Source organism: Yersinia sp. 1652 StPb PI, from assembly GCF_041538345.1.
In the GTDB taxonomy this organism is placed as follows: Bacteria; Pseudomonadota; Gammaproteobacteria; order Enterobacterales; family Enterobacteriaceae; genus Yersinia; species Yersinia enterocolitica_E.
Genome location: NZ_JAULSM010000001.1, coordinates 1,819,746 through 1,839,902 on the forward strand (window position 1 = coordinate 1,819,746; position 20,157 = coordinate 1,839,902).

Genomic DNA, 20,157 nt, shown 5'->3' on the forward strand with positions numbered 1-20,157 from the left:
TCTTATGCCAGGACTTCAGTTAAAAAAACGGCCACTGAGCCGTTATTTAAAAGATTATAAACACGGCCAAACTCATTGTTCACATTGTCATAAAGAACTTGACCGTATGGCGTTGGTTTTCCGTGGACAAATCATTAATAAAGAAGCTATCTCCGGTATGGATCAGCCCATTGACGATCAAGTATGGTCAAAGCTTCAGCATGAGTTGACTGCATTATGTCGTTTTTGCAGCGAAATATATTGTAATAGCACGCCCGGTTATTTCGATATTATGGCGTTCAAGCAATATTTATTTGAACAAACTGAGATGAGCCATAGTACTGTTCGCGAATATGTTGTGCGCCTACGTCGTCTGGATGAAATGTTGGTTGCCACTAATTATCCGGCCGAAAAGTTTGCCAGTGAGACCATGCATCAGCGCATTATTGATGAGTTGCCTAATGCGGCGCATAACAATTATCGTATTGCCTTGCGTAAATATGATCAGTATCTGGAATGGCAAAAAAATTACTGAGACTGGTACGTGCGTTCAGGCAGTTGAGAAAACTCTGTATTTTCGCTAACAGCGTCGCGAGTATAACGCGAAACCCTTCAGTCATTATTTTACGCCCGGCAAGGTTCCCCGTGCCGGGTTAATACCCTTCATTCTGTACGCTGTAGAGGTGTTAGCTACCCTCGTTCCCTCGAATGACTGACTTGATTAAGCTGAGTAGTGCCACCCTCTACAGCTTGAAATCGCTAAGTATCGTCTATTTATTCCGCATATTACGTTATTCCCCTGCGCTATCGTCAACGACATCTATAATAAAAATAAGTGATTATTGGTGTTACATCTGATAAATCTATATTTCCTCTTGGTACTTGCAGCCGCAGGGGTTAGTTACATTGACTTATCCGTACCTACCTACACGCCAAGTTCGTTGGGCAACAGTTGACTTATTAATTCCCTGGGGGATCCGTGACGTTTCAACACAAACTGGCGCAATTTCCGCGTCTAGATCTGGTCGGCAATCCGACGCCATTGGAAAAACTATCTCGACTCTCCGATTATCTGGGGCGTGAAATTTATATCAAACGTGATGATGTAACACCTCTGGCATTAGGGGGGAACAAATTGCGTAAGTTAGAGTTTTTGGCAGCAGATGCGTTAAGTCAGGGCGCGGATACGCTGGTTACCGCGGGCGCTATTCAGTCTAATCATGTCCGCCAAACAGCAGCAGTTGCGGCGAAATTGGGGCTGCGTTGTGTCGCATTGCTTGAGAATCCAATTGGCACGGCACAGGAAAATTATCTGACCAACGGCAATCGGTTACTATTGGGTCTATTTAACGTAGAAGTAGTGATGTGCGACGGGTTACATGACCCGAACCAACAATTGGCTGAGCTGGCAACCCGTCTGGAGGCTCAGGGCTTTCGGCCGTATGTGGTGCCGGTTGGTGGTTCTAATGCCTTAGGCGCTTTAGGTTATGTGCAATGTGCATTAGAGATTGCGGCTCAGTCGGCTGGGAATGTCACTTTTAGCTCGGTGGTTGTGGCATCGGGCAGTGCGGGCACCCACGCAGGTCTGGCAGTAGGGTTGCAACAATTATTGCCTGATGCCGAGTTGATTGGGGTGACCGTATCGCGTAAAGCCGATGAGCAACGCCCTAAAGTGGCGCATATTCAGCAAGAGTTAGCTGCGTCCCTGGGGATTACCGGGGAGCAGGCAGAAATTATCTTGTGGGATGATTATTTCGCCCCGCAATATGGCATGCCGAACGATGAAGGGTTGGCAGCTATTGGGCTGTTGGCAAGGCTTGAAGGTGTACTGCTCGATCCGGTGTATACCGGCAAGGCGATGGCGGGTTTACTGGATGGTCTTGCGCAGAAAAAGTTTCGCGATGAGGGTCCAATTCTGTTTATCCACACCGGTGGTGCACCCGCATTGTTTGCTTATCATCCACGGGTGTAACCTTTAGTTATTGCTTATTCCGTTTATAGCTATCGTTATTAGTTTATATTCCTTTATTCCATTAACAGCACTGATAAAGTGTTGAATATCAAAAAATAAACATGACAGTCGGGGTATTTATGGGTTTTTCAATTGTTCGTCGCCGGTTAGTTCTGGGCATGGTGGCAGTCGCACTGGCAACAGGCTTGAATGTGAAGTCTTATGCTGCAGGTGATTTGCTGAGTCAGGTCAAAGATCGAGGAACTCTGATTGTTGGGCTGGAGGGCACTTATCCGCCGTTCAGTTTCCAAGGTGAAGATGGGAAACTCACTGGGTTTGAAGTGGATTTTGCTAATGCATTAGCAGAACACATGGGCGTTAAGGCCAAAATCACCCCGACTAAATGGGATGGCATGTTGGCTTCATTGGAGTCCAAGCGTATTGATGTGGCGATTAACCAAGTCACCATTTCTGAAGAACGTAAGAAAAAATATGATTTCTCAACGCCTTATACCATTTCTGGTATTCAGGTGCTGACTAAGAAAGGTAACGAAGGTAACTTCACTAAACCTGAAGATTTGCAAGGCAAGAAAGTCGGTGTTGGCTTGGGTAGTAACTACGAACAATGGTTACGTGACAACCTGAAAGGTGTTGATATTCGCACCTATGATGATGACCCAACTAAATATCAGGATCTGCGTGTAGGCCGTACGGACGCCATTTTGGTTGACCGTTTAGCTGCATTGGATCTGGTAAAGAAAACCAATGGTACTCTTGCTGTTGCAGGCCCGGCGTTTGCTCGTCAGGAGTCTGGCGTAGCATTGCGTAAGAACAACCCAGAGTTGTTAGCGGCAATCAATCAGGCGATCACTGAGATGCAAAAAGATGGCACGTTGGCCAAAATCTCTGAGAAATATTTTGGTGCGGACGTAACTAAATAATGCAAGAAAGTATTCAATTGGTGCTGGATTCAGCACCATTTTTATTGAAAGGTGCCTGGTTTACCCTCCAGCTCAGTCTGGGGGGGATGTTTTTTGGTCTGGCATTAGGTTTTATGTTGGCCATGATGCGGTTATCTCGTTTCTTGCCGTTATCACTCCTTTCTCGTTTCTATGTCTCCATTTTCCGTGGTACTCCATTAATAGCTCAGCTATTTATGATCTATTATGGTCTGCCACAGTTCGGCATTGAACTGGATCCGATGCCTGCTGCATTGATCGGTCTATCACTTAATACCGCCGCTTATACATCTGAGACATTGCGTGCTGCTATTTCGTCAATTGAGAAAGGGCAGTGGGAAGCGGCGGCCAGTATCGGTATGACACGTTGGCAGACACTTTATCGGGTGATATTGCCGCAAGCCGGGCGCACCGCATTACCTCCGCTAGGGAACAGTTTTATCGGTCTGGTAAAAGATACCTCTTTGGCGGCGACTATCCAGGTTCCTGAACTTTTCCGTCAGGCGCAATTGGTCACTTCCCGTACATTGGAAGTTTTCACTATGTATCTGGCGGCCTCGTTGATTTATTGGGTCATGGCGACATTGTTGTCAGCATTACAAAATCGGCTGGAAGCCCATGTTAATCGTCAGGATCAGGAGTAGCCATGAGTGCCATAGACATTAAACAACTGACCAAACAGTTTAAAGGTCAGCAGGTGCTGCACGGTATCTCACTTGAAGTAAATAGCGGTGAAGTGGTGGCGATCATCGGGCCGAGTGGCTCAGGTAAAACGACTTTATTGCGCAGTATTAATCTACTGGAGGTCCCTGATTCAGGGATTATTCGTGTCGGTGATATTGAGATTGATGGCAGTATACCTATCAGCAAGCAGCAACGTCAGGTGCGTGCACTGCGCCAACAGGTCGGGTTTGTGTTTCAGAGCTTCAATTTGTTTCCACACCGTTCGGTGCTGGAGAATATTATTGAAGGGCCGGTTATTGTTAAAGGCGAAAAGCGAGCCTCTGCGGAGAAACGCGCTCGTGAACTGCTGGCAAAAGTAGGGCTAAGTGGGAAAGAAGATGCTTACCCACGCCGTTTATCCGGTGGTCAGCAGCAGCGGGTTGCCATAGCACGAGCATTAGCAATGCAACCACAGGTTATTCTGTTTGATGAACCGACGTCAGCGTTGGATCCTGAACTGGTGGGGGAGGTTCTCAACACTATCCGCGCACTGGCTGAGGAAAAACGCACCATGGTGATTGTGACGCATGAAATGAGCTTTGCCCGCGATGTGGCTGACAGGGCTATTTTTATGGATCACGGACGGATTGTTGAGCAAGGTCCAGCAAAAGAGTTATTTGCCCATCCGCAGCATGAGCGTACTCGGTTATTCCTTGATAAGTTCCTGAACAATCACTGAGTCATTTACTGCGAAGCTGATAGCCAGACTCAGCGAAATAGGGGGCACTTTTGGGCCCCCAGTTTTATCAAATCATCCTACAAAAAGGCTTCCAGCTTAAGGCGAAGCGCGGTAGCTTTAACTTCCTTCATCTGCCCATGACCCGGTAATACTTTTTGTTCGACGGTGACCAACCCCGCTTTTTTCAAAATAGCCACATCACGGGTGACGGCACTGCGATCCCGTTTTAAACGGGTTGAAAGGGAGGTGATAGAGCCGGGGTGCATTTTTACCGCCCGTAGCAGAACAATGCGCGCAGCACTTAATATCCGCACCATCGCTAATGGGTCTTCAAAGGTAATAGTGTGTTCTTCAGGTAAGGCTTTCCCTGCATCTGCCAGAGCCGCGAGTTGTTTGCCTCGTTTGAAAAAATCATCTTCCGTTGCTGTTTTGATGACGAGTTTGTCCATTAACTTCTCCTTAATGAAGTCCAATCCTTCTGAAAGCAATCCTCTATCTGTTCAAAGCTGACAAAATCAACTGCTTCAATGCCACCTAAGTAATGGCGATGGTGAAAACCATGCGCATTGTCGTAACCTATTACGCGACCATTATCACCCTGTGATAAATGGTGATTGATATAGGCTAAATTATAACGGGTGATAGTACCGACCCGATCAGCCCATATTTCACGGCGTAATTGACCATTACCCCGCCGGTTAGCAATTTGATGAGTCTCATCGACAATCTTTTTATCAGACATGAATATTATTATCACTCCTGAGAGGGGTTGTACATAAGATCTTCACTAAGAAGAAAGCTAGGGACGTATACAGTTCCGTCATTTGTCTGAATTTATAATGAGTTAATTACCAGGAAAGGCTCAACAGAGTGATGTCAAATATGCGAGAGGCTGCCAGAGGAAAATAGTTTCATACCCGTTTTACATCAGGGAATGCGGCACATATCGAATAATAACCCGTCAGTTGCGACCGGAGTCTACGTAAAGAATAAGGTCCCGAAGGACCTTATTGGTGCAGGCACTCTAAGTGCGAAAAAGAGTGGGCTTAGTTAGCTAGCCGATGGTCATCAGGCTGGCATTTCCTCCCGCTGCGGCGGTATTCACACTCAGTGAGTGCTCAATCAGCAGGCGTTCCAGCAGTATATTTGTTTCACCACGGGCGAAGCCCTGTACCGAGACAATTGGCCCCTCAATTTGAGCTATCTGCTCACACAAGGTGCGCAATTGATCAGCATCACCGTGATAGATAACGGCATCAAACGGTACGTTGGCGGTTTGCCAGTCATGGGTAAGGGTAATTTGGGATTGCACTACCGCCGGTAGCTGGCGTAACAGATCCTTTTGTATCCCCTGTTCTGGCCATAAGATCTCGCAGCCGATTGCCAGAACGGCTGCCAGTTGTATTAGAGCATCAGTGTCATTATCCGCCAGACAAAGAACACGTTCACGCGGTAGTAGGGTATAACTGTTGCGCTCACCGGTTGGCCCAGGCAATAACTGTATGGTGCCACCTTGCGCCAGTTCGCCATAGCGCTGCGCTAAAGGCACTAATTCAGCATATTGTTGTTTGTCAGCCCATTGTATTAGAGCGCGATGGGCTATTTGTAATGCTTCGCGACCAGCCATATTCTGTGGTTGCTCAATATTTTGATGTGCCAGTGTCTTAAGAACCGCATCTTCTGGGCGGCTGCACAACAGACGATACAGATACAGTGGACCACCCGCTTTAGGGCCGGTTCCTGACAACCCTTCACCACCAAAAGGTTGTACGCCAACCACCGCCCCAACCATATTGCGGTTAACGTAGAGGTTGCCTACTTTAGCTTTTTCAGTGACTTGGGCGATAGTTTCATCAATACGGGTGTGAATGCCCAAGGTTAAACCATAGCCGGATGCGTTGATTTGATCGACTAAGGCGCCAAGGTTCTGACGCTGGAAACGTACCACATGCAGTACCGGCCCGAAGATCTCTTTTTTCAACTCATCAAAGCTATCCAGCTCTATTAATGTTGGCTTAATAAAGGTACCGCGTTGCCACTCGGTTTCGTCCTGACTGTTGGTGCGGGCAGCCTGGTAAACTTTACGCCCTTTAGCGCGCATGGCCTGAATATGGCGCTCAATCCCAGCTTTGGCCTCGGCATCAATCACCGGCCCAATATCTGTAGACAGGCGTTCTGGATTACCCATCCGGCACTCGGCCATCGCGCCACGCAACATTTGCAACGTGTGCTCAGCAACATCATCCTGAATGCAAAGAATACGCAAGGCCGAACAACGTTGGCCCGCGCTGTCAAAGGCTGATGCGACGACATCGGTCACCACCTGTTCCGTCAATGCAGAGGAATCAACAATCATGGCATTGAGGCCACCGGTTTCGGCAATCAGTGGCGTTGGGCGGCCCTGAGGATCAAGGCGGCCTGCGATGCTGCGTTGCAAAATAGCAGCGACTTCGGTTGAGCCGGTAAACATCACGCCGCGCACACGGTTGTCATTGACCAATGTCGCCCCAACGTTGTCGCCTCGGCCGGGTAATAGTTGTAGCACGCCGTGAGGAATACCGGCCTCTAGCAAGATACGTACAGCTTGCGCAGCAATCAGTGGCGTTTGTTCCGCCGGTTTTGCTAATACACTGTTACCGGCAGCTAATGCTGCGGCAATCTGGCCGGTAAATATTGCCAACGGGAAGTTCCATGGGCTGATACAGACCACGGGGCCGAGAGGACGATGGCTATCATTAGAGAAGTTGTCTCGGACCATTCCAGCATAATAGTGTATAAAATCAACAGCCTCACGCACTTCGGCAATGGCATTACTGAAGGTTTTACCCGCCTCTCGTACCAGTATCCCCATCAACGCTTGCATCTGACTTTCCATCAGTTCGGCGGCGCGCACTAAAATAGCCGCACGCTCGGCCGGTGGCGTTGCAAACCAGATAGCCCCCGCGCGGCCAGCCGCATCTAGCGCACGACTGATTTCAGCATCCGTTGTTTCGCGAACGTAACCGACGATATCAGCGGGTTCTGCTGGGTTGATAACGGCCAGGTTATCAAGTGCTATACCGCTATCACTTTCTGCGCCAATCATCGGTTCTGCCCGCCATATCTGGCTGGCACTGGTGAGGAGGGCACTGGAGAGCGAGGCCAAACGGTGTTCGTTGGCCAAATCTAATCCGCTGGAATTGGCTCTATCTTTACCGTAGAGGTCGCGTGGTAACGGGATTCGTGGATGAGGCAAACCAAGTTGCCCTTCACTGGCGGCGATGGCTTCTACAGCACTAACAGGATCAGCGACCAGTTCATCCAGTGGCAGAGTGGTATCGGCAATGCGATTGACAAACGATGTGTTGGCCCCGTTTTCCAGCAGGCGGCGTACCAGATACGCCAGTAAGGTTTCGTGGGTACCGACCGGAGCGTAAATACGACATGGGCGATTAAGCTTACCCTCGGCAACTTTCCCGACGACTTGTTCATATAGCGGTTCCCCCATGCCATGCAGGCATTGGAACTCATACTGGCCGGGGTAATAATTTTGCCCTGCAAGATGATAGATAGCGGACAAGGTATGCGCGTTATGAGTGGCAAATTGGGGATAAATCAGATTAGGTACGGCCAGTAATTTACGCGCGCAAGCCAGATAAGAGACATCGGTATACACCTTGCGGGTATAAACCGGATAACCTTCTAACCCATCAACTTGAGCGCGTTTAATCTCGCTGTCCCAGTATGCGCCTTTGACTAAGCGAATCATCAGCCGGCGGCGGCTGCGCTGGGCCATATCTATCACGGCATCAATAGTGGCGGGGCAACGTTTTTGGTATGCCTGAATGACGAAGCCGATACCGTTCCAACCTGCCAATTTTGGCTCGAAACAGAGTTTTTCCAGCAGATCGAGGGAGATTTCCAGACGATCAGCCTCTTCTGCATCAATGTTAATGCCAATATCATACTGCCGTGCTTGCAAGGTCAACGATAATAGCCGTGGATACAGCTCATCCATTACTCGTTCATATTGAGCACGGCTATAGCGAGGGTGCAGGGCGGACAGCTTAATTGAGATACCTGGCCCTTCATAAATTCCCCTGCCATTTGAGGCTTTGCCGATAGCATGGATTGCTTGTTGATAGGAGAGCAGATAAGCCTGAGCATCTGCCTCTGTCAGTGCTGCCTCACCCAACATATCGTAAGAGTAACGGAATCCTTTATCTTCCAGTTTACGGGCGTTCGCCAATGCCTCGGCAATGGTCTCGCCGGTCACAAATTGCTCGCCCATCAGCCGCATCGCCATATCCACACCTTTGCGGATCAATGGCTCACCACCTTTACCGATAATACGATTTAAGGAGCCGGAGAGCTTAGCCTCATTATGAGTAGAGACCAGATGGCCGGTAAAGAGCAGCCCCCAGGTCACCGCATTGACAAACATCGACGGGCTGCGCCCCAAATGAGAGTGCCAGTTGCCGTTACTGATTTTATCGCGGATCAGTGCATCACGAGTGGGCTTATCAGGAATACGCAGTAGTGCTTCCGCAAGACACATCAATGCCACACCCTCTTGTGACGAGAGGGAGAACTCTTGCAGTAAGCTTTGCACGATACCCGCGCGACCATTAGCACTCTTCTGGTTACGCAATTTTTCAGCAATGGAATAGGCCAGCTTATGGGTTTCTTGCGCTAAATCGGCCGGTAAACGTGCTTGCTCCAATAACATCGGTATGGCTTCAGTTTCGGGACGACGATAGGCCGCAGTGATGGCCGCACGAGTTACTGATTGTGGTAGCACTTGCTCGGCAAAATCTAAAAATGGTTGATGTGCGCTTTCAGTGACTTGCGGCATAATATCGTCCGTTTCCGCGATAGGGGTCACATGGGGTGTTGGCAATTCGGGTAGCTCACTGCCACTTTCCAGTCGTTCCAAATAGTTAAAAATGGCCTGCTTGATCAGCCAGTGTGGCGTGCGGTCAATACGCTGTGCCGCGCCCTTGATACGGTCGCGTGTTGCTTCATCGAGTTTCACGCCCATTGTGGTGCTACCCATGCTGTCCGGCTCCTTTAATAAGGGGGGTTATGATTTGATTCCTGATAATATCAGGCATGTTGCAACTTTGTGCAACCGTGTTAAATCACGGCGTGAATGAAGTGTGAATTCAGTCTTGTTTTTAACAATCAAGCGGGGCGTCGGAGGGATCGAATATTATGTTTAACTAAGGCTAATGCTAATGCTAACAATGGTAGGCTTTGTGAGGGATTAACCTTAGGTATGACTCATTTTGCAATGGAAGGTGTAACCTCTAACATGGCGTAATGTGATGCAGGGTGAATTTTTTGTAAAAAATTTGTTTAATTTGTTGTGAGTAAGGAAACTCCTCCACTAGGATAGCCACCGCGAGATGGCCGTTCGCCAGCGAATAGTTGTGCTGGTAGTTTATTTGAGTTCGAGATTCATCTCTGGTGCAACTGAGTGTCACGTTCCGGCTCTCCAGAGTGAAAACATGATACCGCACTGAGCGGAAAGAACTCAAAATAGCGGGATATATTAAAACGATAATACGCACTATGGAGACGTTGCATGACCATGAATACGCCAATGTTGGTGACTTTTTTAGTTTACATTTTTGGGATGATATTAATTGGCCTCATGGCCTACCGGGCAACCAATAACTTTGATGATTATATTCTGGGTGGGCGAAGTTTAGGCAGTGTGGTCACTGCATTATCTGCCGGTGCTTCCGATATGAGTGGCTGGTTATTAATGGGATTACCGGGGGCGATATTCCTGTCGGGTATTTCCGAGAGCTGGATAGCCATTGGTCTAACGATTGGTGCTTATCTTAACTGGAAGTTGGTCGCAGGCCGTTTGCGGGTTCATACCGAAGCCAATAACAATGCACTGACATTGCCTGATTATTTCACCAGCCGTTTTGAAGATAAGAGTAAATTGCTGCGGGTGATATCAGCGGTAGTTATCTTGGTTTTCTTCACTATTTATTGCGCTTCAGGAATCGTTGCCGGTGCGCGTTTATTCGAAAGTACGTTTGATATGAGCTATGGCACCGCATTATGGGCTGGTGCTGCGGCTACCATCGCCTATACCTTTATTGGCGGTTTCCTCGCAGTAAGCTGGACGGATACAGTACAAGCAACGCTGATGATTTTTGCTCTGATCCTGACCCCGATTATTGTTATTCTGGCGGTGGGAGGTATCGACACTTCCATGATGGTCATTGCTGCGAAAAATCCGGCGAATATTGACATGTTTAAAGGGCTGAATCTGGTTGCCATCCTCTCTCTACTCGGTTGGGGATTGGGTTATTTTGGTCAGCCACATATTCTGGCGCGTTTTATGGCGGCAGACTCTCACCGTACTATTCGTAGTGCACGCCGCATCAGTATGACTTGGATGATCCTCTGTCTGGCAGGGACCATCGCGGTGGGCTTCTTTGGTATTGCTTACTTTGAAAACCATCCTGAACAAGCCGGGAATGTGAGCCAAAATGGCGAACGTGTTTTCATTGAGTTAGCTAAATTACTCTTCAATCCATGGATTGCCGGTATTTTACTGTCCGCTATTCTGGCAGCCGTCATGAGTACCTTAAGCTGCCAGTTACTGGTGTGTTCTAGTGCGTTGACGGAAGACCTGTACAAAGCATTCCTGCGTAAAAAGGCCAGTCAGAAAGAGTTAGTGTGGGTCGGCCGTGCCATGGTGTTGCTGGTGGCATTGATAGCTATCGCACTGGCAGCGGACCCGGATAATCGGGTTCTTGGTCTGGTTAGCTATGCATGGGCCGGTTTTGGCGCCGCATTTGGTCCTGTGGTTCTTATCTCGGTGATTTGGCCACGAATGACTCGCAATGGTGCACTGGCAGGGATGTTGCTCGGTGCTATTACGGTTATCGTCTGGAAGCAATATGCCTGGTTGGGCTTGTATGAAATTATACCAGGCTTCCTATTTGCCAGTATCGCCATTGTGGTGGTGAGCTTGTTGGGCAATACGCCAAGTAATACCATTACTGAACGTTTCCGTAATGCTGAAGCGGAGTTTAAAACCATTTAATAGCGCACACATGCTGTTATTAATGGCATTTACTTTTGCTTAACATCGCCTCCTGTACCACAGGAGGCTTTTTTTTTGCTGAAAATTGCGCCAGATATCGATAAATAGGCTGAGAGGGCGTTGCAAGCTAAAAAACCGTATCTTAATGAATTTATTTGTTATTTAACCCGGCAGAAACAACTTGCCACAGTTTGTTTAACAATATTCTTATTTAGCCTCTTGAATTTCTTTTTGCCAGAATGATAATCACTATCGTTCTTAGTTTTACTTTTCTTTACGTAAATTGACGTTACTCATAATTACATATTTATACCCATATCCAGCGCAGGGGTGCTTAGCATGTTTGTCCCATTTCTAATTATGTTTCGTGAAGGGCTGGAAGCCGCGCTGATTGTTAGCTTGATCGCCAGTTACCTTAAGCGCACTCAACGCGGTCAATGGATGGGGGCAGTGTGGATTGGAGTGGTAACGGCAGCCGCGCTATGCCTTGCTATCGGCATATTTATTAATGAAACCACGGGTGAGTTTCCGCAAAAACAGCAAGAGCTGTTTGAAGGTATTATTGCGGTGGTCGCAGTTTGCATTTTAACCTATATGGTTTTCTGGATGCGCAAGGTATCCAAGTCAGTCAAAGTCCATCTGGAAGGGGCAATTGATAATGCCCTCAACTCAGGCCGCAGTCAGGGCTGGGCATTGGTGGCGATGGTCTTTTTTGCCGTGGCCCGCGAAGGGCTTGAATCGGTATTCTTCTTACTGGCGGCTTTCCAGCAGGATGTCGGGATTGGCGCGCCAATTGGCGCAATACTTGGCCTGACCTGCGCCATTTTAGTGGGGATGGCTATCTACTGGGGCGGCGTTAAGTTGCATCTGGCTAAATTTTTCAAATGGACCAGCCTGTTTATCTTGTTTGTCGCCGCAGGCCTGGCCGCCGGAGCTATCAGAGCCTTCCATGAAGCCGGTCTGTGGAATCATTTTCAGGATATCGCGTTCGATTTGACGAATGTGCTCTCCACTCATTCACTGCTCGGCACCTTCCTTGAAGGGATGTTTGGCTATCAGGAAGCACCAACAATTAGCGAAGTTGCGGTCTACTTTATCTATCTGATTCCGGCACTGATGCTCTTTTTCCTTCCACCACGCACTACGGCGGCCACAATTGCCGCTGCTGCGCGGAAAACTAACCAATAATTCAGGAATTTTCACATGTCTAACCGGTTCTTCCGTCGCACTGCATTGCACGCCGCGTTACTGGCACTACCTGTTGTGGCTATCAACGTACAAGCAGCTGATATTCCACAAATTAAAATTACCGTTAACGATAAGCAGTGTGAGCCGATGGCGCTGTCTATTCCTGCCGGTAAAACTCAATTTATTGTCCATAATGCCAGTCAGAAAGGGTTGGAGTGGGAGATCCTCAAAGGCGTGATGGTGGTTGAGGAACGCGAAAATATTGCCCCGGGTTTTACCCAGAAGATGACGGCTAATCTGGAGCCGGGTGAATACGATATGACCTGTGGCTTACTCAGCAACCCGAAAGGTAAATTGACAGTTACGGCGGCCGCTGATCACGCTGCGGTAAAACCGGACGCGATGGCATTGGTCGGGCCAATTGCCGAATATAAAGTCTATGTAACACAAGAAGTTGCCCAATTAGTCACGCAAACTAAAACCTTTACTGATGCAATCAAGAAAGGCGATTTGGCTCTGGCGCGCAAGTTGTATGCGCCAACCCGCCAGCATTATGAGCGTATCGAGCCGATTGCTGAATTGTTCTCAGATTTGGATGGCAGTATCGATGCCCGTGAGGACGATTTTGAGCAGAAGGCCGCTGATCCGAAATTTACCGGTTTTCATCGGTTAGAAAAAATCCTGTTTGGTGACAACACCACTAAAGGCGCGGATAAATTCGCCGACCAACTGTACAAGGACACCCTGGAACTGCAACAACGTATCACCGGCCTGACATTTGCGCCAAATAAAGTGGTTGGTGGTGCTGCGGGCTTAATCGAAGAGGTTGCGGCCAGCAAAATCAGTGGTGAAGAAGACCGTTACAGCCGTACTGATCTGTGGGATTTCCAAGCCAACGTTGATGGAGCACAGAAAATTGTTAATCTGCTGCGGCCATTGCTGGAAAAAGCCGACCAGCCGCTGCTGCAAAAAATCGATGCTAACTTCAAAACCGTCGATAGCGTATTGGCGAAATATCGCACGAAAGAGGGTTATGAGTCTTACGAGAAGTTAACTGACGCCGATCGTAATGCTATGAAAGGGCCGATTACGGCACTGGCGGAAGACCTTGCTCAGCTTCGTGGCGTATTGGGTTTGGATTGAGGCATTAAGATGAGTAAGAAAACCGGCCCGCAACACGGGTCGTATCAACATGATAACGGGGCGGCATTGCCGTCCCGTCGGCGTTTACTGCTGGGTATGGGCATGATGAGTGGTGCCTTGGCGCTTGGCGGGGCAAAGATAGCCCGAGCGGCAGATTGCCCTGCACCCGAGGCTGCACTTGCGCAAGATGAACGCTGGCAGAAGCAGCCCTTTTATGGTCAGCATCAGTCAGGGGTATTAACCCCACAGCAAGCGGCCATGATGCTGGTAGCATTTGATGTATTGGCCACTGATAAGGCGGCCTTAACCCGATTATTCAAACTGCTGACTGAGCGGCTGGACTTCCTGACCCGCGGCGGGCATGCACCTTCGGTTAATGCCAAATTGCCACCGCTGGATTCTGGAATTATGGGGCCGGAAATTTACCCGGATAACCTGACCATTACGGTTTCTGTGGGGGATTCTTTGTTTGATGAGCGGTTTGGTTTGCAGGGACAGAAACCACTGCGGCTACAAAGAATGACGCGCTTCCCCAATGATTCACTGGATGCGGGTTTGTGTCATGGTGATATCTTGCTGCAAATTTGTGCTAATACCAATGAAACGGTGATTCACGCTTTGCGCGATATTATCAAGCACACGCCAGATTTACTCAGTGTGCGGTGGAAGCGTGAAGGTTTTATTTCTGCTCATGCGGCCCGTAGCAAAGGTAAAGAAACGCCGATCAATTTGTTGGGTTTTAAAGATGGCACTGCGAATCCCAAAACCAGTGATAAGCCGCTGATTAATCAAGTAGTATGGGTTCAGGACAATATCGGCGAGCCCGCATGGGCTGTCGGGGGTAGCTATCAGGCGGCGCGGATTATTCGCTTTAAAGTGGAATTCTGGGATCGCACACCGTTACAAGAACAGCAGACTATCTTTGGCCGTGATAAACATAGCGGTGCACCCTTGGGGAGCATACATGAACATGATGAGCCGGATTACACCAAAGATCCCGATGGCAACGTGATTAAGCTAGATGCACATATCCGGCTGGCAAATCCACGTACCGCAGAAACTCAGAATAACCTGATGTTACGCCGTGGCTACAGTTACTCGCTGGGAGTGTCAAATTCAGGGCAACTGGACATGGGCTTGCTGTTTGTCTGCTACCAATCTGATTTGGAAAAGGCGTTCCTGACGGTACAAAAACGGTTGAACGGTGAGGCATTAGAAGAGTATGTCAAACCGATCGGTGGGGGATATTTCTTCGTGTTACCTGGGGTGGTTGATGCTAACCACTATCTGGCACAAGGGCTGCTTGAAGCCTAACTCTGTTTAATGAGTAAGCAAGAGCACCGCTTTCATGCGGTGCTTTTTTATTGCCAGACAGCAGGGTTGATGCTCAAAGCAGATTTGAACGCTACTTGCCAAGCCCTGATATGGGCTGAATATTAAGCGAAACTAACCCCGCTGCGGTATTAGGTATTATGAAAGGCGTTAGCTTACCAGTTTGGCGGTAATTTTTGCCACATGCTCGCCCTGGAAACGGGCGATAGCAAGCTCTTCAGCAGTTGGCTGACGGGAGCCATCACCACCGGCAATGGTTGTTGCACCATATGGGGTACCGCCACGGGTCTGTGAAACATCAAATAACTCTTTGGCCCCATAGCCGATTGGCACGATGATAAAACCGTGGTGGGCTAATGTGGTCCACGTGGAGGTGATGGTGTGCTCTTGTCCGCCGCCAGTACCGGTTGAGGAGAATACACTGGCAACTTTGCCGTACAGTGCACCAGAAGCCCATAGCCCGCCGGTTTGATCGAGGAAGGTACGCATTTGCCCTGCCATATTACCGAAACGGGTTGGGGTACCAAAAATGATGCCATCGTAATCGGCCAGTTCTTGCGGCGTTGCGACCGGGGCTTGCTGGTTGTTTTTGCCGCCGGCATTGGCGAAGGCGTCTGGTGGCATGGTTTCAGGGACTCGCTTGATGGTCACTTCAACACCGCTGACTTTTTGGGCACCTTCGGCAATCGCACCGGCAAGTGTTTCGATATGCCCATACATGGAATAGTAAAGCACTAAAATTTTCGCCATCTCGCTATGCTCCAATCAAATTTATTGAATAATGCTGATGATGTAATCATAGTCGCTGCTAATGACACCTATTAACCATACGCCAATATAATCAGGCTGCAACTTATTAGTCGTGCGGAAAGTGAACGGGATATGAGGTAACCTTCTCTTTCTGCTGGTTTTATTAGCGCAATATTGTTACAGATTACGTAACTTCTTTTGCAGGCGTTTTTGCTGCCAGCGCTCGACCCAATTACCCAGCAATAACAAATTTATTGCGCGCAGACACAGCGGGATACTTAGCCCTAGCACTACCCACCAGGCCCACATATAGCCAGGTGACGTAAACCAATTGATAGCAAACAGCACTGCACACAGAATAACCGCCCGCAGTAACTGACGCAGTAAAGACATTTCATCCTCAACCGCTTTGCGGGCATCAATGACGCGTTGGTCAACGGCTTGCGACGGGGTGCTCTGTTCCTGAGAGACATTTGGGCAATACAGCTCACTGACTTTCAGATCCATGACGGCCGCAATAGCACTCAGTGTTTCCAGGCTGGCTTGTTCACCATTCTCTATGCGTTGAATCGTGCGCACACTCAGACTGCAAAGTTCAGCCAACTGTTCTTGTGACCAGGCCCGGGCCAACCGCAATTCACGAATACGATAGATGTTCATACTGATTTTCCTATGAGGTTTGAAGCGATATCAACAAACCTATGCTTAAGCCCTCGTCACTGCCACGACAGCAGCATGACATGTTCCCGACAGCTTTCTGACACGCTTATCACAACTTATTTAACCGCAGTTGCGAGCATTTTACCGCGATGATCCTGCACATGGCGTGACGTCTTGGTCATAAAACGCCTTAACGCTCTTGATTGAGCTTTTTGGCACACTAACAGAGCGTTATGGCACAATGTAAACAAGCCTGTTTGCGTAAGCTACTAACTTACCTCACAGGAGAACCATCATGAAAAAAATAGCACTGTCTCTGGCGATTATCGCAGTGTCATTATCTGCTCAGGCACAAACCTTCAGCGTCAAAAGTAGCGATATGCCTGAAGGTAGACCCTTACAAACCCAGCAGGTTTTTAACGGATTTGGCTGTGATGGCGGGAATCAATCGCCACAGCTTTCATGGCAGGGTGCGCCCGCAGGAACCAAAAGCTTCGCCATTACCGCTTATGATCCTGATGCCCCGACGGGGAGTGGCTGGTGGCATTGGACGGTGGTGAATATCCCCGCCGATGTTCATTCATTGGCAACTAATGCTGGGCAGAGCAAAAATGGCACTTTACCTGTTGGTGCTGTTCAGGGGCGCAATGACTTCGGCTATGCGGGATTCGGAGGGGCTTGCCCACCAGCAGGAGATAAACCTCATCGCTATCAGTTCACGGTGTGGGCATTGAAAACAGATAAATTACCCCTCAGTAGTGATGCCAGTGGTGCATTGGTGGGTTTTATGCTCAACAGTAATGTGATTGCGAAAACGCAACTGGTTGCCACTTATGGCCGCTAATTATTAATCCAAGAGCAGGAAGTATGCAGCAGATAAATCATAGCCAGATGGCTATCTCCAGCGCTGAAATTGTTGCCCGCCAAGCACATACGTTGCATCGGGTCACGGTGTTTTCACCGGCACTGTGCCATGTCCGTCAGGGCAGTAAATTGGTGCAATGGGGGGCACAGGCTGCCAGTGCGGGGCAATCGTCGCTTATTTTGTTTCCTGCCGGTATCGAAGTCAGTATCGCGAATACCCCGGATCGGGGGCATTATTGTTCTGATATGGTCTATCTGCCGCAAAGTTTATTACGCCAGTTTCGCCACTGGTACGGTGCCTCGGCGGTGACGCCAGTGGCAACTGCATCGCTATGTGTTCCTCTGGATAGCCATACCCGCCTTGCATGGGATAGCTTATTGCTCAACGTGAAGTGTCATGCGCCAGATGCGCTCTTACAGCATGCGGCGATGGGGGTTTTATTGGCGCTGCACTTGGCTGGGCAGGCAGGGACGTTATTAATCGACCGACGAGATAAATGGGCGGAACAGGTACAACAAGTTTTACTGCTCGATCCGGCGCGCAACTGGAGCGTGAGTGATGTCGCCCACTCTTTGCATCTTGGGGATTCAACTTTGCGGCGCAAACTGATGCAAGAAGATCGCAGTTTTCGCGTGATTCTGGAAGAGGTTCGTATGGGGTGTGCATTAAATGCATTACAAACCACATCACTTTCGATTGGCGAGATCGCTGCACAGCACGGTTATATTTCACCATCCCGTTTTACTTCACGTTTTCAGCGGCATTTTGGCTTAACGCCACGCCGATTACGCGAAGCAATCACGGCAGCCTAAGTATATCTGTATAAAAACCTTACTCCCGTGCAGGGGAGTAAGGTGATGATAATAAAACAACCGCTATAGGTGATGATGACGCCTTACTGATTACGGTTGTCGTACAAGTAGCTTCTGCGCTTCTTCAAGATGAGATAACCAATGGTCAGAATGACAAACCACAGCGGCGTCACTATCAGGGCTTGGCGGGTATCACTTTCCAAGGTTAACAGCACCAGGACAAAGGCAAAGAACGCCATACATACCCACGACATGAAAATACCAGCGGGCATTTTATAGATGGATTTCTTATGTAATGCCGGGCGTCTTTTGCGATACACCAGGTAAGAGCAAAGGATGATGGTCCAGACGAACATAAACAGAATCGCTGAAACTGTGGTGACCAGTGTAAACACCGTCATTACGTTCGGGATTAGGTAAATGAGAACCACACCACCTAGCAAACAGATACAAGAGAATGTCAGGCCGGATGCGGGGACGGAACGGCGCGACAGCTTACCAAATTGCTTTGGTGCATCACCTTCTTTTGCCAAACCGAACAACATACGGCTGGTGGAAAACACGCCACTGTTAGCTGACGAAGCCGCCGAGGTTAGGACCACAAAGTTGATCACACTCGCTGCGGCAGGTAACCCGACCAGAACGAATAACTCAACAAACGGGCTTTTATCGGCAACTACTGAACTCCATGGTGTCACTGACATAATCATAATCAATGAGAAAACATAGAACATGATGATGCGGATAGGGATGGAGTTAATAGCACGTGGTAATACCACTTCAGGATCTTTGGTTTCAGCAGCGGTGGTCCCAACTAACTCAATACCGACAAAAGCAAAAACGGCTATCTGGAAGCCCGCAAAGAATCCACTGATTCCTTTCGGGAACATCCCACCATCATTCCATAAATGGGTAAATGATGCGGTGGTACCCGAAGGGGACTGATAACTCATTAACACCATGGTTAAGCCGGCAAAGATCAGTGCCACAATTGCCACAATTTTAATCATGGCAAACCAGAACTCCATTTCCCCGAACATTTTTACCGTGGCCAAATTCAGTGATAGCAACAGTAAAACCACTAGCAGTGAGGCAACCCACTGGGAGAAACCGGGGAACCAAAATTGGGCGTAAGCCGTGATGGCAACCACATCAGCGATCCCGGTGATGACCCAACAAAACCAGTAGGTCCAGCCGGTGAAAAAACCAGCCCAAGGGCCGAGTAAGTCGGCGGCGAAATCACTAAATGATTTATATTTCAGATTCGATAGCAGCAGCTCACCCATGGCCCGCATCACGAAAAACAGCATAAAACCGATTATCATATAAACGAAAATAATCGACGGCCCGGCAAGGCTGATGGTTTTACCCGATCCCATAAACAATCCGGTACCTATAGCCCCGCCAATAGCAATTAGCTGGATATGGCGGTTGGAGAGGCTTCGTTGAAGATGCTCTTCAGGTTCCGGCAACTGTTCTGCCACTATCTTGGATTGGTCTACCATCTTTCCCATTCCCTCTTCCTGTATTTGTGAAGTTGTTGAGCTCTATGTTGGCTCTTTGGTCTTAACCTGTCTGTCTGTCTGTCTGTCTGTCTGTCTGTCTGTCTGTCTGTCTGTTTTTTGCTATGTTTTAAGTACAATTTGCGAATTATTTAATATCTTCGCAACAATAATTGCACAATACGCCTCGTTTTCCAGTGTTTATATTTCACACACTGAATTTTGTTAAGTTCATCACAGCAGCTGGAATTACAACATGAAGTCACATAACTAACAATAATCGTAAAGAACAGATGAATAATTAATCTCCAGAGAGGGATATAAACAGTATAAACAGAAAAATCCGATGAAATGTTTGACAGCCAAGGCTAACAGGAGAATAATTATCGCCGTTGGGTCGTTAGCTCAGTTGGTAGAGCAGTTGACTCTTAATCAATTGGTCGCAGGTTCGAACCCTGCACGACCCACCAACAAAATCAATAAGTTACACTAAATTTCATATGTCTTATTTATATTTTTGTGCCATATTCGTATCGGCAGTATTTAATATTCCATCTGTTTAT

At 48.4% G+C, this 20,157-nt stretch carries 17 protein-coding genes and 1 tRNA gene; 12 read left to right on the plus strand and 6 right to left on the minus strand.

Annotated elements, in window-relative coordinates:
- Nucleotides 1–4: 4 nt before the first annotated feature.
- The 5 genes from fliZ (at nucleotide 5) to tcyN (ending at nucleotide 4,291) form a co-directional block, all read left to right on the plus strand.
- On the plus strand, nucleotides 5–514 hold the full coding sequence (gene fliZ / locus Q2T71_RS08320; protein ID WP_005189397.1) for a flagella biosynthesis regulatory protein FliZ: 510 nt from the start codon (nucleotides 5–7) through the stop codon (nucleotides 512–514).
- 444 nt (nucleotides 515–958) lie between these two features.
- Nucleotides 959–1,951, plus strand: coding sequence for a D-cysteine desulfhydrase (locus tag Q2T71_RS08325; RefSeq protein ID WP_372558749.1), 993 nt, complete (start codon nucleotides 959–961; stop codon nucleotides 1,949–1,951).
- Between the two features lie 119 nt (nucleotides 1,952–2,070).
- Nucleotides 2,071–2,871 carry a cystine ABC transporter substrate-binding protein gene (gene tcyJ / locus Q2T71_RS08330; protein WP_083159137.1) on the plus strand — a complete coding sequence of 267 codons (801 nt, stop codon included), beginning with the start codon at nucleotides 2,071–2,073 and terminating at the stop codon, nucleotides 2,869–2,871.
- Entirely contained in the window at nucleotides 2,871–3,533 is a 663-nt protein-coding gene (gene tcyL, locus Q2T71_RS08335; RefSeq protein ID WP_083159136.1) for a cystine ABC transporter permease, read from the plus strand. Before tcyJ ends, tcyL begins: the two co-directional genes overlap by 1 nt.
- A 2-nt stretch (nucleotides 3,534–3,535) precedes the next feature.
- Complete coding sequence (gene tcyN / locus Q2T71_RS08340) at nucleotides 3,536–4,291, plus strand: L-cystine ABC transporter ATP-binding protein TcyN (protein ID WP_005189402.1); 756 nt, start codon at nucleotides 3,536–3,538, stop codon at nucleotides 4,289–4,291.
- A gap of 77 nt (nucleotides 4,292–4,368) precedes the next feature.
- Here tcyN and Q2T71_RS08345 read toward each other — a convergent pair whose 3' ends face one another.
- From Q2T71_RS08345 to putA, 3 genes are all read right to left on the minus strand, one after another.
- Nucleotides 4,369–4,740, minus strand: coding sequence for a MarR family transcriptional regulator (locus tag Q2T71_RS08345; protein ID WP_372558750.1), 372 nt, complete (start codon nucleotides 4,738–4,740; stop codon nucleotides 4,369–4,371).
- Nucleotides 4,740–5,033, minus strand: a complete 294-nt coding sequence (locus Q2T71_RS08350) for a DUF6516 family protein (RefSeq protein ID WP_372558751.1) — start codon at nucleotides 5,031–5,033, stop codon at nucleotides 4,740–4,742. The genes Q2T71_RS08345 and Q2T71_RS08350 overlap by 1 nt, the downstream gene beginning before the upstream one ends.
- A 312-nt stretch (nucleotides 5,034–5,345) precedes the next feature.
- Complete coding sequence (gene putA / locus Q2T71_RS08355; RefSeq protein WP_372558752.1) at nucleotides 5,346–9,326, minus strand: trifunctional transcriptional regulator/proline dehydrogenase/L-glutamate gamma-semialdehyde dehydrogenase; 3,981 nt, start codon at nucleotides 9,324–9,326, stop codon at nucleotides 5,346–5,348.
- A gap of 531 nt (nucleotides 9,327–9,857) precedes the next feature.
- On the opposite strand from putA, the gene putP reads away from it, so the two are divergent.
- The 4 genes from putP to efeB all read left to right on the plus strand — a co-directional run bounded on the left by putP (nucleotide 9,858) and on the right by efeB (nucleotide 14,987).
- On the plus strand, nucleotides 9,858–11,342 hold the full coding sequence (putP, locus tag Q2T71_RS08360; RefSeq protein ID WP_083159131.1) for a sodium/proline symporter PutP: 1,485 nt from the start codon (nucleotides 9,858–9,860) through the stop codon (nucleotides 11,340–11,342).
- Nucleotides 11,343–11,681: 339 nt separating this feature from the next.
- Nucleotides 11,682–12,530 carry an iron uptake transporter permease EfeU gene (gene efeU, locus Q2T71_RS08365; RefSeq protein ID WP_372558753.1) on the plus strand — a complete coding sequence of 283 codons (849 nt, stop codon included), beginning with the start codon at nucleotides 11,682–11,684 and terminating at the stop codon, nucleotides 12,528–12,530.
- Between the two features lie 15 nt (nucleotides 12,531–12,545).
- Nucleotides 12,546–13,673, plus strand: a complete 1,128-nt coding sequence (efeO, locus tag Q2T71_RS08370; RefSeq protein WP_372558754.1) for an iron uptake system protein EfeO — start codon at nucleotides 12,546–12,548, stop codon at nucleotides 13,671–13,673.
- 9 nt (nucleotides 13,674–13,682) lie between these two features.
- Nucleotides 13,683–14,987, plus strand: a complete 1,305-nt coding sequence (efeB, locus tag Q2T71_RS08375; RefSeq protein ID WP_372558755.1) for an iron uptake transporter deferrochelatase/peroxidase subunit — start codon at nucleotides 13,683–13,685, stop codon at nucleotides 14,985–14,987.
- A 168-nt stretch (nucleotides 14,988–15,155) separates the two neighbouring features.
- On the opposite strand, the gene wrbA is transcribed toward efeB, so the two are convergent.
- On the minus strand, nucleotides 15,156–15,755 hold the full coding sequence (gene wrbA, locus Q2T71_RS08380; RefSeq protein ID WP_083159127.1) for an NAD(P)H:quinone oxidoreductase: 600 nt from the start codon (nucleotides 15,753–15,755) through the stop codon (nucleotides 15,156–15,158).
- A 177-nt stretch (nucleotides 15,756–15,932) separates the two neighbouring features.
- On the minus strand, nucleotides 15,933–16,415 hold the full coding sequence (locus tag Q2T71_RS08385; protein WP_372558756.1) for a helix-turn-helix domain-containing protein: 483 nt from the start codon (nucleotides 16,413–16,415) through the stop codon (nucleotides 15,933–15,935).
- 295 nt (nucleotides 16,416–16,710) lie between these two features.
- Between Q2T71_RS08385 and Q2T71_RS08390 the strand changes: the two genes are divergently transcribed.
- Together Q2T71_RS08390 and Q2T71_RS08395 are read left to right on the plus strand one after the other, a co-directional pair.
- Entirely contained in the window at nucleotides 16,711–17,259 is a 549-nt protein-coding gene (locus Q2T71_RS08390; RefSeq protein WP_372558757.1) for a kinase inhibitor, read from the plus strand.
- A 23-nt stretch (nucleotides 17,260–17,282) separates the two neighbouring features.
- Nucleotides 17,283–18,092, plus strand: a complete 810-nt coding sequence (locus Q2T71_RS08395) for a helix-turn-helix transcriptional regulator (protein ID WP_372558758.1) — start codon at nucleotides 17,283–17,285, stop codon at nucleotides 18,090–18,092.
- 83 nt (nucleotides 18,093–18,175) lie between these two features.
- On the opposite strand, the gene cycA is transcribed toward Q2T71_RS08395, so the two are convergent.
- A complete protein-coding gene (gene cycA, locus Q2T71_RS08400; protein ID WP_193784822.1) occupies nucleotides 18,176–19,597 on the minus strand; it encodes a D-serine/D-alanine/glycine transporter in 1,422 nt (473 codons plus the stop codon).
- Nucleotides 19,598–19,988: 391 nt separating this feature from the next.
- Between cycA and Q2T71_RS08405 the strand changes: the two genes are divergently transcribed.
- Nucleotides 19,989–20,064, plus strand: a tRNA-Lys gene (locus Q2T71_RS08405).
- Nucleotides 20,065–20,157 lie beyond the last annotated feature (93 nt).